Below are 16,297 nucleotides of genomic sequence, written 5' to 3'. Positions count from 1 at the left end.
TGCTGCCCCACGTCCGCCGGCTGCGCCTGCGGATCAAGGACCGGGCGATCAGCGACGAGGAGCGCGAGGTCAGCCTGGAGGGCGCCGCCACCTTCGTGCAACTGCCGCGGATCGCCAAGGTGCTCGAGGCGGCCCCGCCGACCGGCCTCGTCCGCCTGAACCTTCGCGGTGTCTCGACCCTCGATCACACGGTCGCCGAGGTGCTCTCCGAGTGGCTGAAAGGCCGCAAGCGGGGCGGCGGCGACGTCGAGATCGCGGCCGACGAGCCGGTCCGACGAAAGCTCGAGTTCGCGCACTGAACCTTGCGGGCGGCGATGAGACCCATCGCCGCCCGAACTGTTTCAGCCTTCGGCCAGGACGCCGTCGATCACCGCCCGCGCGGCCGGGCTCGACCAGTCCGCCTCGCCGGAGACCCGGCCGCGCTCCAGGCCGTCCGGGCCGTAGATGACGGTGGTCGGCATGCCTGCCGCCGCAGGCTTCAGGGCGAACGGCAACTTCATCGCCGGATCGTGGTAGAACTTCAGCGGCGCGTTCTCGGCGATGAACTCGCGTGCATCCTCGACCGCCAATTCGCTGTCGATGCTGATCGCCACCACCTCGACCGGCTTGCCGGCGTAGGCCGCCTGGAGCTTGGCCAGGGTCGGCATCTCGACCTTGCACGGCGCGCACCAGGTCGCCCAGGCGTTCATCACGACCACCTTGCCCTTGAAGTCGGTCAGGCGGACTTCCTTGCCCTGCGCGTCGACGAACACGTTGGGCGGCGGCGGCAGCGGCGTCTTGGGAACGACCAGCTTCTCCATCACGGTCCGCACGGCCGGGGCCGGCGTCTCCGCTTCGCGCGGTTTGAACCCCGACTGTGCAATGATGTAGAGAACCGCCGCGACGCCGAAGAGTGCGGCGCCCCAGAGGGCCCATTTCAGGATCCCCCCGCTGGGTTTTGCCGCGGACTGATCGTTCATATGACGCAAGACTCCTCTGACGCTTCCAAGCCCGCCGCCCCGACCACGGCGGAGCGGGCCCAATCCGGCCAGGCCATGTGGGGCGGCCGGTTCTCGGACAAGCCCGCCGAGCTGATGCAGGCGATCAACGTCTCCATCGGCTTCGACCGCCGCCTGGCCGCCCAGGACCTGGCCGGGTCGCGGGCGCACGCGGCGATGTTGCGCAAGGCCGGCGTCATTTCAAGCGAGGACGAGGCGCAGATTCAGCAGGGCCTGGCCGCCATCGAGGGGGAGATCGAGGCCGGCGCCTTCCCGTTCCGCGACGAGTACGAAGACATCCACATGAACGTGGAGGCCCGTCTGCGCGAGCTGATCGGCCCGGCCGCCGGCCGGCTGCACACCGCCCGGTCGCGCAACGACCAGGTCGCCCTCGACTTCCGCATGTGGGTCCGCGAGGCCTGCGAGCGCACGGTCGGCCAGATCCACGCCCTGCAGCGCGCCCTGATCACCAAGGCCGAGCCGCACGCCGGCGCGATCATGCCCGGCTTCACCCATCTGCAGCCGGCCCAGCCGGTGACCTTCGGCCATCACCTGATGGCCTATGTCGAGATGTTCGGCCGCGACGCCTCGCGCTTCGCCGACGCCCGCGCGCGGATGAACGAGAGCCCGCTCGGCGCCGCCGCCCTTGCCGGCTCGCCGTTCCCGATCGATCGCCACATGACTGCCGAGGCGCTCGGCTTCGACCGGCCGACGGCCAACTCCCTCGACAGCGTCGCCGACCGCGACTTCGCGCTCGAAGCCCTGGCGGCCGCCAGCATCTGCGCCACCCACCTGTCGCGACTGGCCGAAGAGATTGTGATCTGGATGACGCCGCAGTTCGGCTTCGTGAAGCTGTCGGACGCCTTCACCACCGGCTCGTCGATCATGCCGCAGAAGAAGAACCCCGACGCCGCCGAACTGGTCCGGGCCAAGGTCGGCCGGCTGCTCGGCGCCTTCACCCAGCTTTCGGTGGTGATGAAGGGCCTGCCGCTGACCTACTCGAAGGACATGCAGGAGGATAAGGTCCCGACGTTCGAGGCCTTCGACGCCCTGGAACTCTCCCTGCGCGCCATGGCCGGGATGGTCGCCGACCTGGAGCCGAACACTGAGGCCCTGGCGGCCGCAGCCGGCGCCGGCTTCTCGACCGCCACCGACCTCGCCGACTGGCTCGTGCGCGAGCTGAATCTGCCGTTCCGCGACGCCCACCACGTGACGGGTGCGGCGGTGAAGCGGGCCGAGGCGCTCGGCGTCGACCTGCCCGGCCTGCCGCTCGCCGAGCTTCAGGCCCTGGACCCCCGGATCACCACGGGCGTTTACGAGGTGCTGACGCCGCAGGCTTCCGCGGCCAGCCGCAAGAGCTATGGCGGAACCGCGCCCGACCGGGTGCGCGAGCAGATCCAGCGTTGGAAGGAACTCCTGGCATGACCCGCATGACCCCCGCGCTCCTGGCGCTCGCCGGCGCCGCCGCCCTGCTCGCCGGTTGCGGCAAGATGGGCGCCCTGGAGCGCCCCGGCCCGCTGTTCGGCACGGCCACCGCCACCACCCGCGGCGCCGACGAGGCCCAACGCCAGGCGCAGGACCCGACCCGTCCCGTGAACACCATCGACCCGCGCGACGTGACCACGGACCCGGCTCCGCCGCGCACCGTGCCGATCCCCGGCCAGGGCCAGGATCCCGGCCGCTCCGGCCCGCAAGGCGCGCTGCCCGACCCCTACGCCAACCCGCGCCGATGAATCACTTCGAGCTTCAGGGGGGCGAGCTCCACTGCGAGGACGTCAGCCTGGCCCAGATCGCGGCCGCGGTCGGGACGCCTGTCTACGTCTATTCCTCGGCGACGCTGGAGCGACACTTCACGGTCCTGCGCGAGGCCCTCGTCGGCGTGGGCCTGAAGGATCCGCTGATCGCCTTTGCGGTGAAGGCCAATCCCAACCTCGCCGTCCTGCGCACGCTCGGCCGGCTGGGCGCCGGCGCCGACACAGTGTCCGAAGGCGAGATCCGGCGGGCGCTGGCCGCAGGCATTCCGGCCGAGCGCATCGTCTTCTCCGGGGTCGGCAAGACGGAGGACGAGATCGCCTTCGCCCTCGAGGCCGGGGTCGCCGAGATCAACGTCGAGTCCGAGCCTGAACTGCTGTTGATCGATCAGGTCGGCCGGCGGCTCGGCCGCCGGGCCGAGGTCGCCTTCCGGGTCAACCCGGATGTCGAGGCGGGCGGCCACGCCAAGATCGCCACCGGCAAGGCCGAGAACAAGTTCGGCGTCTCGTTCCAGGAGGCTGCGCGTCTCTACGCCAACGCCTCGAACATGGCCGGGGTGCGTCCGGTCGGCGTCGCCTGCCATATCGGCAGCCAGATCACCGACCTCGCCCCGATGCGGGCCGCCTTCCTGAAGATGCGCGGCCTCGTCGAACAGCTCCGCGCCGAGGGCCTGAGCGTCGAGCGTCTCGACCTCGGCGGCGGGCTCGGCGTCCCCTATTTCAACCAGCCCGAGCCGCCGGCGCCGGCGCAATACGCCGCGATGATCGCCGAGGTCACCGCCGGCCTCGACATCCAGCTGGCGTTCGAGCCCGGCCGGATGATCGCCGCCAACGCCGGCGTGCTGGTCGCCCGCGCCCTGCACGTCCACGAGCGCCCGGAGGGCCGCCGGTTCCTGGTTCTCGACGCGGCGATGAACGACCTGCTGCGGCCGGCGATGTACGACGCCTATCACGACATCCGCCCGGTCACGCCGCGCGACGGCGCCCCCGGGCCCTATGACGTGGTCGGCCCGGTCTGCGAGACGGGCGACACCTTCACCCGCGACCGCGCCCTGGCGCCGGTCGAGGCCGGCGACCTCGTCGCTTTCATGACCGCCGGGGCCTACGGCGCGTCGATGGCCAGCGAGTACAACTCCCGCCCGCTGGTGCCTGAGGTGCTGGTGCGCGGCGACGAGTTCGCCGTCGTCCGGCCGCGTCCGAGCTACGACGAAATGCTCGCGCGCGAGCTGGCGGCGCCCTGGCTGGGCGACTAGTCCATCGCCCCGATGTACGGCAGGCCGCGGTACTGGCCGGCCGCGTCCATGCCGTAGCCGACCAGGAACCGGGCCGGCGCTTCCCAGGCCACGAAGTCGGGCGTCAGAGCCCGCGCCTGCGGCCAGGGCTTGCGCGCGAACACCGTCGTCAGCACCTCGCTGGCGCCGGCGTCGTGGACCAGGCGTGCGGCCTCGGACAGCGACAGGCCGGTGTCGAAGACGTCGTCGACGATCAGCGCCTTGCGGCCGACCAGCGGCCTCTGCAGGTCGGCGCGCACCTCGCAGCGTCCGGTCGAGACCCGTTCGTCCTTGTAGGAAGCGAGCCACAGGGCGTCGAAACGCACATGCCGTCCGGCCCGCGCCAGAGCCCGCATCAGGTCGGCGCAGTACCAGAGGCCGCCCGTCAGCAGGCACACCGCCACCGTGTCGTCCTCCAGCCGCGGCGCCATGGCCCGGGCGATGGCTTCCACCCGCTCGGCGACCTCGGCCTCGGTCAGCAGGACCTCCCGGACCGGCTCAGCCATGCGGCGCGTCGTGGGCCGGCTCGGCGGCCGGCGGGGTCTTGGCGCGGACGGCCGGCGGCGCCTTCGCGCCGGCTGGGGCCTCGAAGGTCAGGGCCAGTTCGCGCACGCCCTTCGGCGGATCGGGAATGGTCAGGGCGAAGTGCCGGCCGGCCTTGCCGGGCACATGCGGCTCCAGCGGCCGGACGACGCGGGCAGCCAGTGGCGCGCCCTTGGCGCCCAGCATCTCGATGCGGATCGACGGCGAGTCTGTCCCCGCGGCGCGCAGGTTGCGCACCAGTCCGGTCAGGGTGATGACCGGCCGTCCGCCCTGGAACGCGGGTTCGGCCTTCACGTCCTCGATGACGAGGCCGAGCGTGTCGGCCGGCAGGCCGACGGCGGCATAGGCCGCGCCCGCCTCGGGTACAGCCGCGGTCACCTGGTCGCGCAGCAGGACCGCCGCGCCGGCCAGGACCACCAGGGCGACGATCGCGGCGACCGCAGCGAACGCAGCCTTCGGCGAGCCCGGCGTCTTCTTCGCCGCCGGCGCCGGTCGGCGCAGCGCCGCGCGTGTCGTCGGGCCCGTGACGATCAGGTCGTCGACCGGCGCCGGCTCCGGTTCCGGCGTCGCGGAGGGTTCGGGTTCCGGCGGGATCGTCGGCGCCGCTTCCGGCACGTCATCGAACAGCTCCGAATCCTCGGAGGGGGCTGGCGACGGCTGGTCGGCGGTGTGCCAACGCGCGCCGCAGTTGGTGCACTTGACCGTGCGCCCGCCGGGCGGGATGCGCGCATCGTCCACGAAATAGCTGGTGGCGCACTCTGGACAGGTCAGTATCATGGCCGGTGAATCGCGACGCTCCAGCAACCCTCCTTCGAGGTCGCCGATTTCGGCCTCCATGTCCAGAAACCCTAACGCCGCCGCGGCGCCCGACGCCGCTCCGCACGCTCTTGGCCCCGACGCCTCGGGTGAAATCGTCCGCTTCGACCGGGTCTCCATGCGCTACGGCCGTGGACCCGAGGTGCTGAGCGATCTGAGCTTCGCCCTGCCGCCGGGCAGCTTCCATTTCGTCACAGGTCCGTCCGGCGCCGGCAAAAGCTCGCTTCTCAAGCTGATCTACCTGGCCGCCCAGCCGTCGAGCGGCGCGATCCGCCTGTTCGGCCAGGACGTGACCCGGCAACCGGCGAGCGCCCGACCGCACCTGCGTCGACGGATCGGCGTCGTCTTCCAGGACCTGCTGCTGCTCGAGCACCTGTCGGCGTTCGACAACACCGCCATCCCGCTGCGCATCGCCGGCGCCCGGCCGGCCGATTACCGCAAGGACGTCGCCGAACTGCTCGCCTGGGTCGGCCTCGGCAAACGGATGAACGACCTGCCGGCGACGCTCGCAGGCGGCGAGAAACAGCGCCTGGCCATCGCCCGGGCCGTGGTCGGCCGCCCGGAGATCCTGCTGGCCGACGAGCCGACCGCCAACGTCGACCACGACATGGCGCTGCGCATCTTCCGGCTGTTCGTCGAGATGAACCGCCTCGGCACGACCGTGGTGATCGCCACTCACGACCAGGACCTCGTCGCCCGCTCCGGCCGGCCGGTGCTGCATCTCGAGGGCGGACGCCTGACGGCGAAGGGGCCGCAGGGGCCAGCGCCCGCATGAGTGCCGCCGATCCCGCACGCTGGCGGCCGGCGCCGTTCCTGCCGGAGAGCGAGGCGCGCGACGGGGCGCTGATCTTCGTCGTCGCCGTCCTGTGTTTCCTCGCCTGTATCACCGGCCTCGGCGTCCTCGCCGCCGACCGGGCGACCCGCGACTGGAGCGGCCAGCTCGCCGGCGAGGCCACGGTCATCGTTCGCGCCCGCGGCGGCGAGACCCCGGACGCCGCCGCGGCCCGCGCCGCCGAGGCCCTGGCCGGCGTGCCCGGCGTCACCGAGGCCCGCGCCCTTGAGCGGGAGAAGGCCTACGACCTGATCCGCCCCTGGCTGGGCGAAATCGCCGACCTCGAAGACCTGCCGGTGCCGCGGCTGGTCGCCGTCACGCTCGACCGGCGCAGGCCGGCTGACGGCCCGACCCTCGACCGCGTCCTGCGCTCGCAGGGGGTGGACGCCGTCGTCGACGACCACAGCGTCTGGATCGAGGACATCCGCCGGGCCGCCGGCGTCGTACGCTGGGCAGGCCTGGCTGTCTTCCTGTTGATCGCCGCGGCGGCCGGCGCGGTCGTCGCCTTCGCGACTCGCGCCGGCCTCGCCGCCCGGCGCGATGTGGTCGAGGTGTTGCACCTGTCCGGCGCGGAAGCTGGCTTCATCGCCCGCCTCTTCCAGCTCCGCTTCGCCCGTGTCGCCGGCGTCTCCGGCCTGATCGGCGCGGCCGCCGCCGCCTCCGTCGGCGCCGCGGCGCGGCTGATCGGCGGCGGCGAGGGCCTGACGCCGGCCCTGCCCCTGGCCTGGACCGACCTGGTCGCGGTCGCGCCCTGCCCCCTGCTGGCCGCCGGCGTCGCCGCCCTGGCGGCACGGGTCACCGCCGGTCGCCTGATCCGGGACCTGACATGAAGTCCGTGATCCTGTTCCTGACGCTGGTCCTGATCTGGGCCGCTGGGCTCCTGGCTTTCGCCGAACGCGTCCGCGACTCGACCCCGGCTCGGATCCCCAAGCGCGCCGACGGCATCGTCGCCCTGACCGGCCCCAACTCCAACGAGCGGATCGGCGCTGCGGTCGGACTGCTAGAGGACGGACTCGGTCAGCGGGTCCTGGTGTCCGGCGTCAACCGGGTGGTCAGCCGCGAGGAAATCCGTACCGTCTCGCGCACGGTCCGCCGGCTCTACGACTGCTGCGTCGATCTCGGCTTCACCGCCGCCGACACCGTGGGCAACGCGCGCGAGACCGCCGACTGGGCCAAGGCCATGCGCTACGACGACCTGATCATCGTCACCGCCGACTATCATATCCCCCGCGCCATGCTGGAGCTGCGCGCCGTGCTGCGCGAGCCCGACGTTCGGCTGCAAGCCTATCCCGTCCCGACCTCCGCGCTGCAGGCCCGCGAATGGTGGCGCAGCCCGGCGGCCGCCAGGCTGATCGTGCTGGAGTACTGCAAATACCTGGCGATCCTCGGCCGCGAAGCTGTCCTCGGCCTCGGGCCGCGCGAGCCTGCCGACAGCGCCGCCGCATGATCCTCGTCCGTTCGCTGCTTTACGTAAGCCTGTTCTACGCCTGGACGATCCTCGTCGCCCTTGGCGCGACGCCGGTGCTGTTCGGGCCTACGCGCTGGACCTTCGCGATGTTCAACTTCTGGGGTCGCGGCGTGGTCGGCCTGCTGCGGATCTGCGACATCCGGGTCGAGGTGCGCGGCCGCGAACACATCCCGAGCGGCGCCGCTCTGGTGGCGCCGAAGCACCAGTGCATGCTCGACGTCTTCGCCCAGTTCACCTGGTTGCCGGCCTCGATCTTCGTGATGAAGCGCGAGCTGGGCCTGATCCCCTGGTTCGGCTGGTACGCCGCGAAGGCCGGCTGCATCGCCGTCGACCGCGCCGGTCACTCCAAGGCGCTCAAGGACATGGTCCGCCGCGCCAAGGTGCAGTTCGCCAAGGGCCGGCAGGTGGTGATCTTCCCGGAGGGCACCCGCGGCGAGCCCGGCGTTCCGGGCGACTACAAGCCGGGGATCGCCGCCCTCTATCGCGAGCTCGACGTGCCGGTCATTCCGGTGGCGACCAACTCCGGCGTCCACTGGCCGGCCCACGGCGTCCTGCGCCGACCCGGCACGATCGTCTTCGAGTACCTCGAGCCGATCCCGCCCGGCCTCAAACGCGCCGAATTCATGCGCCTGCTGGAGGACCGCATCGAGGCGGCGTCGGCCCGCCTGCTGGCCCTCTAGGCCGCCTCGCGCTGCTCGACGAGCCGCAGCAGGGTCTCCATGCCGTGGTCGCGGATGCCTTCCTCGCGCAGGTGCGCGACCAGATCGCGCAAGTAGTCGATGTTCGGACCGGACAAGCCCCGGGCCCCGGCGATCAACTCGGCCTGACGCTCCAGGCTCAACGCGCCGGCCCATTGGGCGTGCAGCACGTCGGACAGGAAGACCAGCGTCTCGACCCGCCGGCCGTCGGCCAGGCGAACGTGCCGCCGCGCCTCGATATAGGTCTCGGTCGGCTGCTCGCGCTCGACCAGATAGGCGTAGACGTCGGGCCATAGCTGGTCGGACACCCGATAGGCCATGCCGCGCGCCGCGCCGCCGGGCGCCAGGCCGAGGACCAGGCCCGGCCGTTCATAGGTGCCGCGATGGTGGACCGAATAGATGCAGAAAGCGCGCCGGCGGCCGTGCAGGGTCGCCGGGACCCGCTCCTCGAACTCGAACCCCGGGCGCCACATCAGCGAGCCGTAACCGAAAACCCAGTGCTCGCCCGAAAGCTGATGCTCCGACATGCCGCCCCGCGCTAAACCTCTCGCCATGTCTGTGCACGATCAGCCCCCGCCCCGCAAATACCGTCGCCTTGGCCTCTGGCTGCCCTTCGCTGCGGCCTTTGTCCTGGCGCTGGCCTGGAGCGGTCTTTGGGTCTGGGCCCGGGGCGAGGCGGAGCGACAGCTCGACGCCTCCGTCGCCTCGCTCAAGCAGGCCGGCTACGACGTCAGCTGGAAGGCGCAGCGCATCGGCGGCTATCCCTTCCGCCTCAACGTCGCCCTCACCGAGGCCAGGGTCCGCGAGCCCTCGGGCTGGGGGCTCGACGCCCCGCTCCTGGAGGCCCAGGCGCAGATGCACGCCCCCGGCCACTGGATGCTGGCCACGCCCCAGGGCCTGACCTTCGTGCGGCCGATCGGCGGCCCGGTGGCGCTAAAGGGAGAGGTAATCCGCGCCAGCCTCAAGGACCTCGACAAACGGCCGCCGAGCTTCTCCTTCCAGGGGTCGAACCTGACGTTCCAGCCGGCTGCCGGCGCCCAGCCCTTCGCCCTGACGGCGGCCAAGCTCGTCGAGTTCCACCTGCGCCCGGGTCCGGACGACGAGGGCGGCGTCTTCGTCCGCGTCGACGAGGGGCGCGCCCGTCTGACCGGCCTGTTCGGCCAGATCGCCGGCGACAAGCCGGTCTCGATCGTCTGGAATTCCACGCTGTCGAAGATGAGCGCCTTCAAGGGTGCCGACTGGGCCACGGCGGTGCGGGCCTGGACCGACGCCGGCGGGGCGATGACCGTTCGCCAGGCCGGGGTGACCGCCGGCGAGGCGGTGCTGGGCTCCAACAGCGGCACGCTGAGCGTCGGCGCCGACGGCCGGCTTCGCGGCGTCCTCGACGTCACCCTTCGCCAAGCGCCGATGGCGCTCGGCGCGATGGGCCAAAGCGGCGTCATCCGCCCCGAAGCCGCCGAGGCCGCAGCCGCCGTCGCCGCCGCCCGCCAAGGTGCGGGCGAGGCCGCTCGGGCCACGCTGAACTTCCAGGCCGGCCAGACGACGCTCGGGCCCGTCGCAGTCGGGCCCGCCCCGCGGATCTACGGTCGGCAGCCCGGATAACACCGACTTGTCGGCGGATTAGGTTCTCTGCCAGGGTGCGATCGCAGAAAAACGAGCCCGGGAGGCCTTGATGAACGCGAAGCTTCGGAGCCTGTGGGCAGGGGCGGCGCTGGCCGCGGCGACGGTCGCGGCTGCCCCGTCCCTTGCCGAGAGCGCCAGGAGCGACTGGCCGTACTTCGGCGGCAGCAAGCGGTTCGACCGCTACTCGCCGCTGTCGCAGATCAACAAGGGCAACGTCGGCCGGTTGCAGACCGTCTGGACCCGGCCCGGCCTCGACGCCTCCCTCAAGGAAGCCTTCCCGGATGTCTCGCCGTCGCCCTACCTGCGCGGCACCCCCATCATCGTCGACGGGACCCTCTACGCGCCGAACGCGGTCGGCCTGGTCGAGGCCTTCGACGCCGCCACCGGCGCCACGAGGTGGGTCCAGAAGCCGTTCGCCAACACCCTCGCCGAGGCGGCCGGCCAGAGCATCCGCACCGTCGACTATTGGAAGAGCGGCGGCGAGGAGCGGATCATCGCCGTCCGCGGCGAATGGCTCTACGCGCTCGATCCGAAGGACGGCAGCCTGATCACCAGCTTCGGCCAGGGCGGCCGCGCCTCCCTGAACCGCGACACGCCGGACCAGGCCAAGTTCTTCGGCTTCAACGGCCCGCTGGTCGTCGGCGACGTAATCGTCATCGGCGGGGCGGGCGGGGGCAAGGCGGGCGGCGGCTACGCGGACGGGGGCAACACGGTCGAGTCCACCCCCGAGCACATCCGCGGCTACGACGTCCGGACCGGCAAGCTGCTGTGGACCACCTTCGTGATGCCGCAGAAGGGCGAGCCCGGCTACGAAAGTTGGGGTCAGGCCCGCGACATCACCGGCAACATGGCCGCCTGGGCGCCGCTCGCCGCCGACGAGCAGCTCGGCATCGTCTACGTGCCGCTCAGCGCCCCGACCAACTCGCACTACGGCGGCCACCGGCCGGGCGACAACCTCTACTCCGACAGCATCCTGGCGATCGACACCCGGACCGGAAAGCTGCTCTGGCATCACCAGCTGACCCATCACGACCTGTGGGACTACGACATCGGCTCGCCGCCCACCGTCGCCGACCTCAAGGTGGGCGGCCGGACGATCAAGGCGGTGATCCAGCCGAACAAGGTCGGCTTCCTGTTCGCCTTCGACCGCGTCACCGGCAAGCCGATCTGGCCGATCCATGAGCGGCCTGTTCCGCAGTCGACCGTGCCAGGCGAGAAGACCTCGCCGACCCAGCCGGTCCCGTCCCGGCCGCCGCCCTTCGACGTCCAGGGCGTCACCGACGACGACCTCATCGACTATTCGCCGGAGCTCAAGGCCGCGGCCCGCAAGTTCGTCGCCGAGAACTACACCGGCATGGGCCCGCTCTGGTCGCCGCCGACTCTGGCGGTTCCCGGCAAGCGCGGGGTGCTGACCGCCCCTGGCGGCTGGGGCGCCGGCAATTGGAATACCGGGGCCTTCGACCCTGAGACCGGCCGTTACTACGCGGTGTCCATGACGATGCCGGGCGCCTTCACTGTCCAGAAGCTCGATGAACCGGGAACCATGCCGTACGGCTCCCCCACCCGCCCAGCCGGTGGCGGCGGCGGCGCGCCGGCCTCCGGCCCCGCCAACTATGGGCCGGGTCCGAACGGCCTGCCGCTGCTCAAGGGGCCCTACGGCCGGGTGACCGCCTTCGACATGAACAAGGGCGAGAAGCTGTGGACCATCGCCAACGGCGAGGGTCCTCGCAACCTGCCGGGCCTGAAGGAACTCAACCTGCCCTACCTCGGCACCATCGGTCGGCCGGTGGCGCTGGTGACGAAGTCGCTGTTGTTCCTGGGCGAGGCCTCGAACGCGGTGATGGGCGGCGCCGGGGTCGGCGGGCCGGTGAAGTTCCGCGCCTACGACAAGCAGAGCGGCGCGATCGTCGCCGAGATCCCGATCCCGGCGGGCACCACCGGCGGGCCGATCACCTACATGGCCGGCGGCAAGCAGATGATCGTCGTCCCAACCGGGAACGCGACGACCGGTCCGGCCTGGATCGCCATGGCCATCAACTAGCCCGCGCAGGCGGCGGCCCGAGTCGCCGCGCTTCCTCATCTCTCCGCCTTCCACGCGCGTTGACGGGCGGGATTGACACGCCCGCGCTCGCGTCTACTATTTCGATACAATGTCTTCTATTTGAAGACAAATGGGAGTTTGGCTTGAGCGTCCAGCCGCTTAGCTCTGCCTTGAAGACCTTCCGCGTGCTCGACGTCATAGCGAGCTCGCCGGCGCCTATGCGGCTGGCCGACATCGCCCGGGCGGCGGACGAGGCCCGCGGCGCGGTCCACAAGCGGCTGGTCACCCTGGTCGAGGCCGGCTGGGTCGAACAGGGCGAGGACGGCCTCTACCGTCTGACCCTGCGGACTATCGCCCACGGCGTCATGGCCATGGAGCAGGCGAGCCTCGGCACGCGGCTCGGCTCGGCGCTCGACGAACTGGTCGCCGTCACCGGTGAGACCGCCTCGATCGCCATCCTCGACGGTGCGGAGGCGGTGATCGTCCGCCGCGTCGAGACGCGCGAGCTGCTGCGCGCCGACCTCCGGGTCGGGACTCGCCTGGCCCTCGACCGCACCGCCTCCGGGCGGATCCTTCTCGCCTATGCGCCGGAGAGCACGCTCGCCAAGCTCGCCGCGGCCGGCGTGCGGCTGCCCCCCGGCGACCTTCTGCGCCAGGTGCGCCAGGACGGCGTCGCCGCCTCCGACGCCCAGGACCCGCCCAGCGTTTCGGCCGTCGCGGCGCCGATCTTCGATCCGGCCGGCGCCTGTCTCTGCGCTCTCACCTCGTCCGGGCCCTATGTCCGGTTCGACGCTGATCGCTGCGCCGCCGCCGTGCGCGACATCGCCAGCCGGATCAGCGCCCAACTGCGGGGACCTCAACGATGATCGCCGCGAAGATCGCGGACGCCTCTCCATTAGGAGCCATGGAGACCGTAAGCCTGATGCGTGCGCCCGCCGACCTCATGGCGCCGCGCACCCTCGCCGCCATGCAGCCGTCGCGGATCAGCGCCTCGCGGGCGTTGATGAGCCGGGCCATCCGCCAACGATGGAACATCGCTTGCGTCCGCTTCGACATCGATGGCGATGCGAACGGCGTCGCCGAATACCGGATCGACATCGACGGCCGCCGCTTCAGCTTCCCGGTCTTCTCCTTCCGTCCCTCGCCGCACGGCCGCACCGGCCGCATCATCGGCCGGTCCTGGGACATGATGGGCGCCCTGGTGGACGGCGAGATGAGCCGCGAGGATGTCGAACAGACCGGCCGTGAGCTGCCCAAGCTCTACGAAGGCCGCGCCACCCCGGGCACCCTGATCTGGTGCCGGTCCAACCGCAGCGGCCGGTTCTTCGACGCCGCCCGCAAGGCCCTGGCTGAGGGCCGCCAGCCCGACGTCCAGGAAATCGCCCAGACCTGCTACCTGATGCGCAACACCGGCCTCGACGGGAACGGCACCTTCGGCACCCGCACCTTCCTGACCCTGGAGCCGGACCACCCGCTGCGCTGGTCGCTCGCCGCTCAGATGCTGTGCGCCTACATGATGCGGGTCTTCGCCATGGACCTCGTCCACCATCTCGCCCGGCTCGACGCCGGACGACATGTGGAGATGAACCCGGCGCTGGCCCGGTTCCTCGGCGTCGGCAACGGCTCGGCGCTCGGCCTCAACCTGTTCGTCAACAATCACCCGCGACTAATCGAGCGCTGGCTGTGGATTCGCGAAGAGACCCTCGCCCACGCCAAGGCGCTGGCGCCGGACGCCAATCAGCTCGCCCTGCTGGTCCGACTGCTCGACAAGGCGATCGCCTTCCGCCGCGAGGACCGCGCCGTCTACGAGAACGTCCTGCCGAGCGCCGTGGTCGCCGACGAAATGGCGACCATCCGCGACCTCGCGCACCGTCTGCTGGCGCGCACCCAGGCCGGCGAGCCGCTCGCCGCCAGACCGCTGGTCGACCTCTGCGCCGCCGTCGAAGGCCGAGTCCACCCGGAGACGCTGGAGACCCTGCACGCCCTGCTGATCGAGCTCGTGCCCGACGTCGCTGACCGCCTGGTCGATAGCCTCGTCATCGACGAGGAACTCGTCGGCCGCCCGGAAATGAGCCTTCGACGCCTGCGCGAGCTCGTCCGCGGCGACTACGCCTGGGCCTTCCGACTCGACCTGGACGCCGATCCGGCCGACCGGTTCATCTGGTACAAGTCGGTCAACGCCGAGGAGCCGAGGCGCGGCCTGCGTCGCGAGGTCGGCGACGATGTGGTCAATCTTGGCCTCGATCTGCCCCGCCTCATCGTCGCCCTCGACCGCGACCTGGCGGGCGCCGACCCCGCCGCCAGCGTCGCGCGGTTCCTGCTGGCCCATCCGCAGCATCGGGCGGTCGTCACCCGCGTCCAGGCTTTGGCCGGCACGGCGTTCCACTCGCCCCACGCCGACATCATGAGTCCCGACTATGTGCCGGCCCACCTGACCAGGCTGCTCAACATCGGCCTCCACGGCATCGACAAGACCCGCGACTTCCTCGACCGCAACCTGCGAGGCGTGATGTTCCATGGGGCGCCGACGCCGGCCGACCTCGCCTCCGGCGCCGCGGACGACCACTGGTTCTATCCCGCGGAGCCGCGCCTGTGAGCCCGACGACCTCGACGTTGCAGGCCAGCCTGCGCGAATGCCGGATGGTGCTGGAGCGGCTGGTGCTAATCGAGCGGCTCGATCCCGGGCTGACGCCGGCGGTGCGCGACTGCGCCCTGTTCTCAGCCTTCCACCGTCGCGGTTTCGACCACGTCCGGCCGACCATCGAGAGCCTGCGCGCCACCGTCGGCCGCCCGCCAATTCTGCGGGAGCACGCGGACCGTCTGGAGGTCGATTGCGGCGGGGCCCACGCCTGGCTCGTCGCCGAGGCCCTCACCGACCTCGCCGTTGACCTTTTCCGCCGCGGCCGCCCCGCCACCGTCGAGGCCAGCAACATCGTCGCCTCGGACGAGCTGGCGGTGATCCCCTACCTTGGCGAAGCCCACCGGCTCGAGGTCCACGTCGAAGGGCCCCGGTTGAGCGTCGTCGGCGGCCGCGTTCCGACATCCCTCGACCAAATCCGCCGCGAGGGCATTTCGGTCGAGCGCGAGGTCTGGTGGTCGCTGTTCCTGCGCGCCAACGACGCGCTCGCCCCCGACTCCTTCGAATCCCGCCGCCACGCCGGTCCGATCATGGTCGACGCCGAGGGCCGGGTGATCGGCCGGGCCGACGAGGACGAAACCGACTTCAATCTCCTGGCCGAGCCTGCCCTGCTCGCCGCCGGGCTCAAGCTTCCGAACGGAGGGTGATGCGATGCTGATCGACGGCCTGCAGTGCGGTCATTTCAACCGCGAGGTTTTCGAGACCCTGGTGCGCGGCGGCGTTCACTGCGTCACCTCGACCCTCGGGTTCTGGGAGGGGACGGTCGAGTCGATGGAGTCCATCGGCCACTGGCGTGACATGGAGCGCGAGCACGGCGACCTGTTCTTCATCGCCCGCACCGCCGAGGACATCGAGAGCGCGCCGAGCCGCGGCAAGGTCGCGATCCTGCTGGGCTATCAGAACGCCGCCCTGTTCGAAGGCCGGATCGCCTTTGTGGAGCTGTTCGCCGACCTCGGCGTGCGGGTCGTCCAGCTAACCTACAACAACCAGAATGACCTCGGAGGGAGTTGCTACGAGACCGAGGACAGCGGCCTCGCCCGCTTTGGCCGTGAGGTCATCCGCGAGATGAACCGGGTCGGCATGGTGGTCGATTGCTCGCACGTCGGCGACCGCACGACGCTCGACGCGATCAACTGGTCCGAACAGCCGATCGCCATCACCCACGCCAACGCAGCCAGCGTGTTCCCGCACAAGCGCAACAAGACCGACCCGGTGCTCGCCGCCCTGAAGGAAAAGGGCGGCGTGATCGGCTGCGCCGCATATCGCAACATCGCGCCGCAGACCGCCAACGAGTCCCTGCGCGGCTGGTGCGAGATGGTCGCGCGCACCGTCGACCTGGCTGGGGTCGATCACGTCGGCATCGGCACCGACTACAGCCACAACCATGGCCCGGCTGACTACGACTGGATGCGCAAGGGTCGCTGGACCCGCACCGTCCAGTACGGCGCCGGCTCCGCCGCCAATCCCGGCCCGACGCCCAAGCCCGAATGGATCAAGACAGTCGACAAGCTTTCCACCGTCCAAGGCGGCCTGATCGACGTCGGCTTCTCGGCCGACGAGGCCGACAAGCTGGTGGGCGGCAACTGGCTGCGCCTCTATCGTCAGGTCTTCGCCGCCGCCGGGCGGTGAGCTTCCGGAA

General features: G+C 71.1%; 17 protein-coding genes and 1 pseudogene. 14 read left to right on the top strand and 4 right to left on the bottom strand.

The window, feature by feature from the left end; genetic code table 11:
* Positions 1–299, top strand: a pseudogene (locus tag ACILRF_RS02100) (hypothetical protein); the annotation flags it as partial.
* Positions 300–341: 42 nt separating this feature from the next.
* Here the strand turns inward: ACILRF_RS02100 and ACILRF_RS02095 are convergent.
* Positions 342–959: a TlpA family protein disulfide reductase gene (locus ACILRF_RS02095; RefSeq protein WP_395670609.1), complete on the bottom strand. Its 618-nt coding sequence runs from the start codon at positions 957–959 to the stop codon at positions 342–344.
* A 75-nt stretch (positions 960–1,034) separates the two neighbouring features.
* On the opposite strand from ACILRF_RS02095, the gene argH reads away from it, so the two are divergent.
* From argH to lysA, 3 genes are read left to right on the top strand one after another with little or no spacing between them, the layout of a single operon-like run.
* Entirely contained in the window at positions 1,035–2,402 is a 1,368-nt protein-coding gene (gene argH, locus ACILRF_RS02090) for an argininosuccinate lyase (protein WP_395670611.1), read from the top strand.
* Positions 2,399–2,710: a hypothetical protein gene (locus ACILRF_RS02085; RefSeq protein WP_395670608.1), complete on the top strand. Its 312-nt coding sequence runs from the start codon at positions 2,399–2,401 to the stop codon at positions 2,708–2,710. The genes argH and ACILRF_RS02085 overlap by 4 nt, the downstream gene beginning before the upstream one ends.
* Positions 2,707–3,981 carry a diaminopimelate decarboxylase gene (gene lysA, locus ACILRF_RS02080; RefSeq protein WP_395670607.1) on the top strand — a complete coding sequence of 425 codons (1,275 nt, stop codon included), beginning with the start codon at positions 2,707–2,709 and terminating at the stop codon, positions 3,979–3,981. The genes ACILRF_RS02085 and lysA overlap by 4 nt, the downstream gene beginning before the upstream one ends.
* On the opposite strand, the gene ACILRF_RS02075 is transcribed toward lysA, so the two are convergent.
* On the bottom strand, positions 3,978–4,505 hold the full coding sequence (locus ACILRF_RS02075) for a phosphoribosyltransferase (RefSeq protein WP_395670606.1): 528 nt from the start codon (positions 4,503–4,505) through the stop codon (positions 3,978–3,980). The two genes, lysA and ACILRF_RS02075, sit on opposite strands and share 4 nt — an antisense overlap.
* Complete coding sequence (locus tag ACILRF_RS02070) at positions 4,498–5,379, bottom strand: DUF3426 domain-containing protein (RefSeq protein WP_395670605.1); 882 nt, start codon at positions 5,377–5,379, stop codon at positions 4,498–4,500. The genes ACILRF_RS02075 and ACILRF_RS02070 overlap by 8 nt, the downstream gene beginning before the upstream one ends.
* Positions 5,380–5,476: 97 nt before the next feature.
* Here ACILRF_RS02070 and ACILRF_RS02065 point away from each other — a divergent pair, with 97 nt between their 5' ends.
* From ACILRF_RS02065 to ACILRF_RS02050, 4 genes are read left to right on the top strand one after another with little or no spacing between them, the layout of a single operon-like run.
* Entirely contained in the window at positions 5,477–6,133 is a 657-nt protein-coding gene (locus ACILRF_RS02065; RefSeq protein WP_395670610.1) for a cell division ATP-binding protein FtsE, read from the top strand.
* The gene (locus ACILRF_RS02060) at positions 6,130–7,020 is read left to right on the top strand and encodes a cell division protein FtsX (protein WP_395670604.1); all 891 of its coding nucleotides are present in this window, start codon (positions 6,130–6,132) and stop codon (positions 7,018–7,020) included. Before ACILRF_RS02065 ends, ACILRF_RS02060 begins: the two co-directional genes overlap by 4 nt.
* The gene (locus ACILRF_RS02055) at positions 7,017–7,637 is read left to right on the top strand and encodes a YdcF family protein (protein ID WP_395670603.1); all 621 of its coding nucleotides are present in this window, start codon (positions 7,017–7,019) and stop codon (positions 7,635–7,637) included. The genes ACILRF_RS02060 and ACILRF_RS02055 overlap by 4 nt, the downstream gene beginning before the upstream one ends.
* Positions 7,634–8,338, top strand: coding sequence for a lysophospholipid acyltransferase family protein (locus tag ACILRF_RS02050; RefSeq protein WP_395670602.1), 705 nt, complete (start codon positions 7,634–7,636; stop codon positions 8,336–8,338). The genes ACILRF_RS02055 and ACILRF_RS02050 overlap by 4 nt, the downstream gene beginning before the upstream one ends.
* Here ACILRF_RS02050 and ACILRF_RS02045 read toward each other — a convergent pair.
* The gene (locus ACILRF_RS02045) at positions 8,335–8,883 is read right to left on the bottom strand and encodes a gamma-glutamylcyclotransferase (protein WP_395670601.1); all 549 of its coding nucleotides are present in this window, start codon (positions 8,881–8,883) and stop codon (positions 8,335–8,337) included. The genes ACILRF_RS02050 and ACILRF_RS02045 overlap by 4 nt on opposite strands.
* Positions 8,884–8,908: 25 nt before the next feature.
* Here ACILRF_RS02045 and ACILRF_RS02040 point away from each other — a divergent pair, with 25 nt between their 5' ends.
* The 6 genes from ACILRF_RS02040 to ACILRF_RS02015 all read left to right on the top strand — a co-directional run bounded on the left by ACILRF_RS02040 (position 8,909) and on the right by ACILRF_RS02015 (position 16,287).
* On the top strand, positions 8,909–9,958 hold the full coding sequence (locus tag ACILRF_RS02040) for a DUF2125 domain-containing protein (protein WP_395670600.1): 1,050 nt from the start codon (positions 8,909–8,911) through the stop codon (positions 9,956–9,958).
* 70 nt (positions 9,959–10,028) lie between these two features.
* Positions 10,029–12,020: a PQQ-binding-like beta-propeller repeat protein gene (locus tag ACILRF_RS02035; protein WP_395670599.1), complete on the top strand. Its 1,992-nt coding sequence runs from the start codon at positions 10,029–10,031 to the stop codon at positions 12,018–12,020.
* A gap of 59 nt (positions 12,021–12,079) precedes the next feature.
* Positions 12,080–12,886: an IclR family transcriptional regulator gene (locus ACILRF_RS02030; RefSeq protein WP_395670598.1), complete on the top strand. Its 807-nt coding sequence runs from the start codon at positions 12,080–12,082 to the stop codon at positions 12,884–12,886.
* Between the two features lie 38 nt (positions 12,887–12,924).
* Complete coding sequence (locus tag ACILRF_RS02025) at positions 12,925–14,616, top strand: hypothetical protein (RefSeq protein WP_395670597.1); 1,692 nt, start codon at positions 12,925–12,927, stop codon at positions 14,614–14,616.
* Positions 14,613–15,305, top strand: coding sequence for a hypothetical protein (locus tag ACILRF_RS02020; protein ID WP_395670596.1), 693 nt, complete (start codon positions 14,613–14,615; stop codon positions 15,303–15,305). The genes ACILRF_RS02025 and ACILRF_RS02020 overlap by 4 nt, the downstream gene beginning before the upstream one ends.
* Positions 15,306–15,309: 4 nt before the next feature.
* Positions 15,310–16,287 (top strand): membrane dipeptidase, encoded by a 978-nt coding sequence (locus ACILRF_RS02015; RefSeq protein WP_395670595.1) that lies wholly within the window; start codon positions 15,310–15,312, stop codon positions 16,285–16,287.
* The last annotated feature ends 10 nt before the right edge of the window (positions 16,288–16,297 follow it).

This window comes from Phenylobacterium sp. (assembly GCF_044236515.1).
Lineage (GTDB): Bacteria > Pseudomonadota > Alphaproteobacteria > Caulobacterales > Caulobacteraceae > Phenylobacterium.
This window is presented reverse-complemented; position numbering and strand designations above follow the sequence as displayed.

Bases quoted from the DNA above. Each gene is read 5' to 3' on its own strand.
- ACILRF_RS02095 (WP_395670609.1), bottom strand. From the start codon at position 959: ATGAACGATCAGTCCGCGGCAAAACCCAGCGGGGGGATCCTGAAATGG.
- argH (WP_395670611.1), top strand. From the start codon at position 1,035: ATGTGGGGCGGCCGGTTCTCGGACAAGCCCGCCGAGCTGATGCAGGCG.
- ACILRF_RS02085 (WP_395670608.1), top strand. From the start codon at position 2,399: ATGACCCGCATGACCCCCGCGCTCCTGGCGCTCGCCGGCGCCGCCGCC.
- lysA (WP_395670607.1), top strand. From the start codon at position 2,707: ATGAATCACTTCGAGCTTCAGGGGGGCGAGCTCCACTGCGAGGACGTC.
- ACILRF_RS02075 (WP_395670606.1), bottom strand. From the start codon at position 4,505: ATGGCTGAGCCGGTCCGGGAGGTCCTGCTGACCGAGGCCGAGGTCGCC.
- ACILRF_RS02070 (WP_395670605.1), bottom strand. From the start codon at position 5,379: ATGGAGGCCGAAATCGGCGACCTCGAAGGAGGGTTGCTGGAGCGTCGC.
- ACILRF_RS02065 (WP_395670610.1), top strand. From the start codon at position 5,477: ATGCGCTACGGCCGTGGACCCGAGGTGCTGAGCGATCTGAGCTTCGCC.
- ACILRF_RS02060 (WP_395670604.1), top strand. From the start codon at position 6,130: ATGAGTGCCGCCGATCCCGCACGCTGGCGGCCGGCGCCGTTCCTGCCG.
- ACILRF_RS02055 (WP_395670603.1), top strand. From the start codon at position 7,017: ATGAAGTCCGTGATCCTGTTCCTGACGCTGGTCCTGATCTGGGCCGCT.
- ACILRF_RS02050 (WP_395670602.1), top strand. From the start codon at position 7,634: ATGATCCTCGTCCGTTCGCTGCTTTACGTAAGCCTGTTCTACGCCTGG.
- ACILRF_RS02045 (WP_395670601.1), bottom strand. From the start codon at position 8,883: ATGTCGGAGCATCAGCTTTCGGGCGAGCACTGGGTTTTCGGTTACGGC.
- ACILRF_RS02040 (WP_395670600.1), top strand. From the start codon at position 8,909: ATGTCTGTGCACGATCAGCCCCCGCCCCGCAAATACCGTCGCCTTGGC.
- ACILRF_RS02035 (WP_395670599.1), top strand. From the start codon at position 10,029: ATGAACGCGAAGCTTCGGAGCCTGTGGGCAGGGGCGGCGCTGGCCGCG.
- ACILRF_RS02025 (WP_395670597.1), top strand. From the start codon at position 12,925: ATGGAGACCGTAAGCCTGATGCGTGCGCCCGCCGACCTCATGGCGCCG.
- ACILRF_RS02015 (WP_395670595.1), top strand. From the start codon at position 15,310: ATGCTGATCGACGGCCTGCAGTGCGGTCATTTCAACCGCGAGGTTTTC.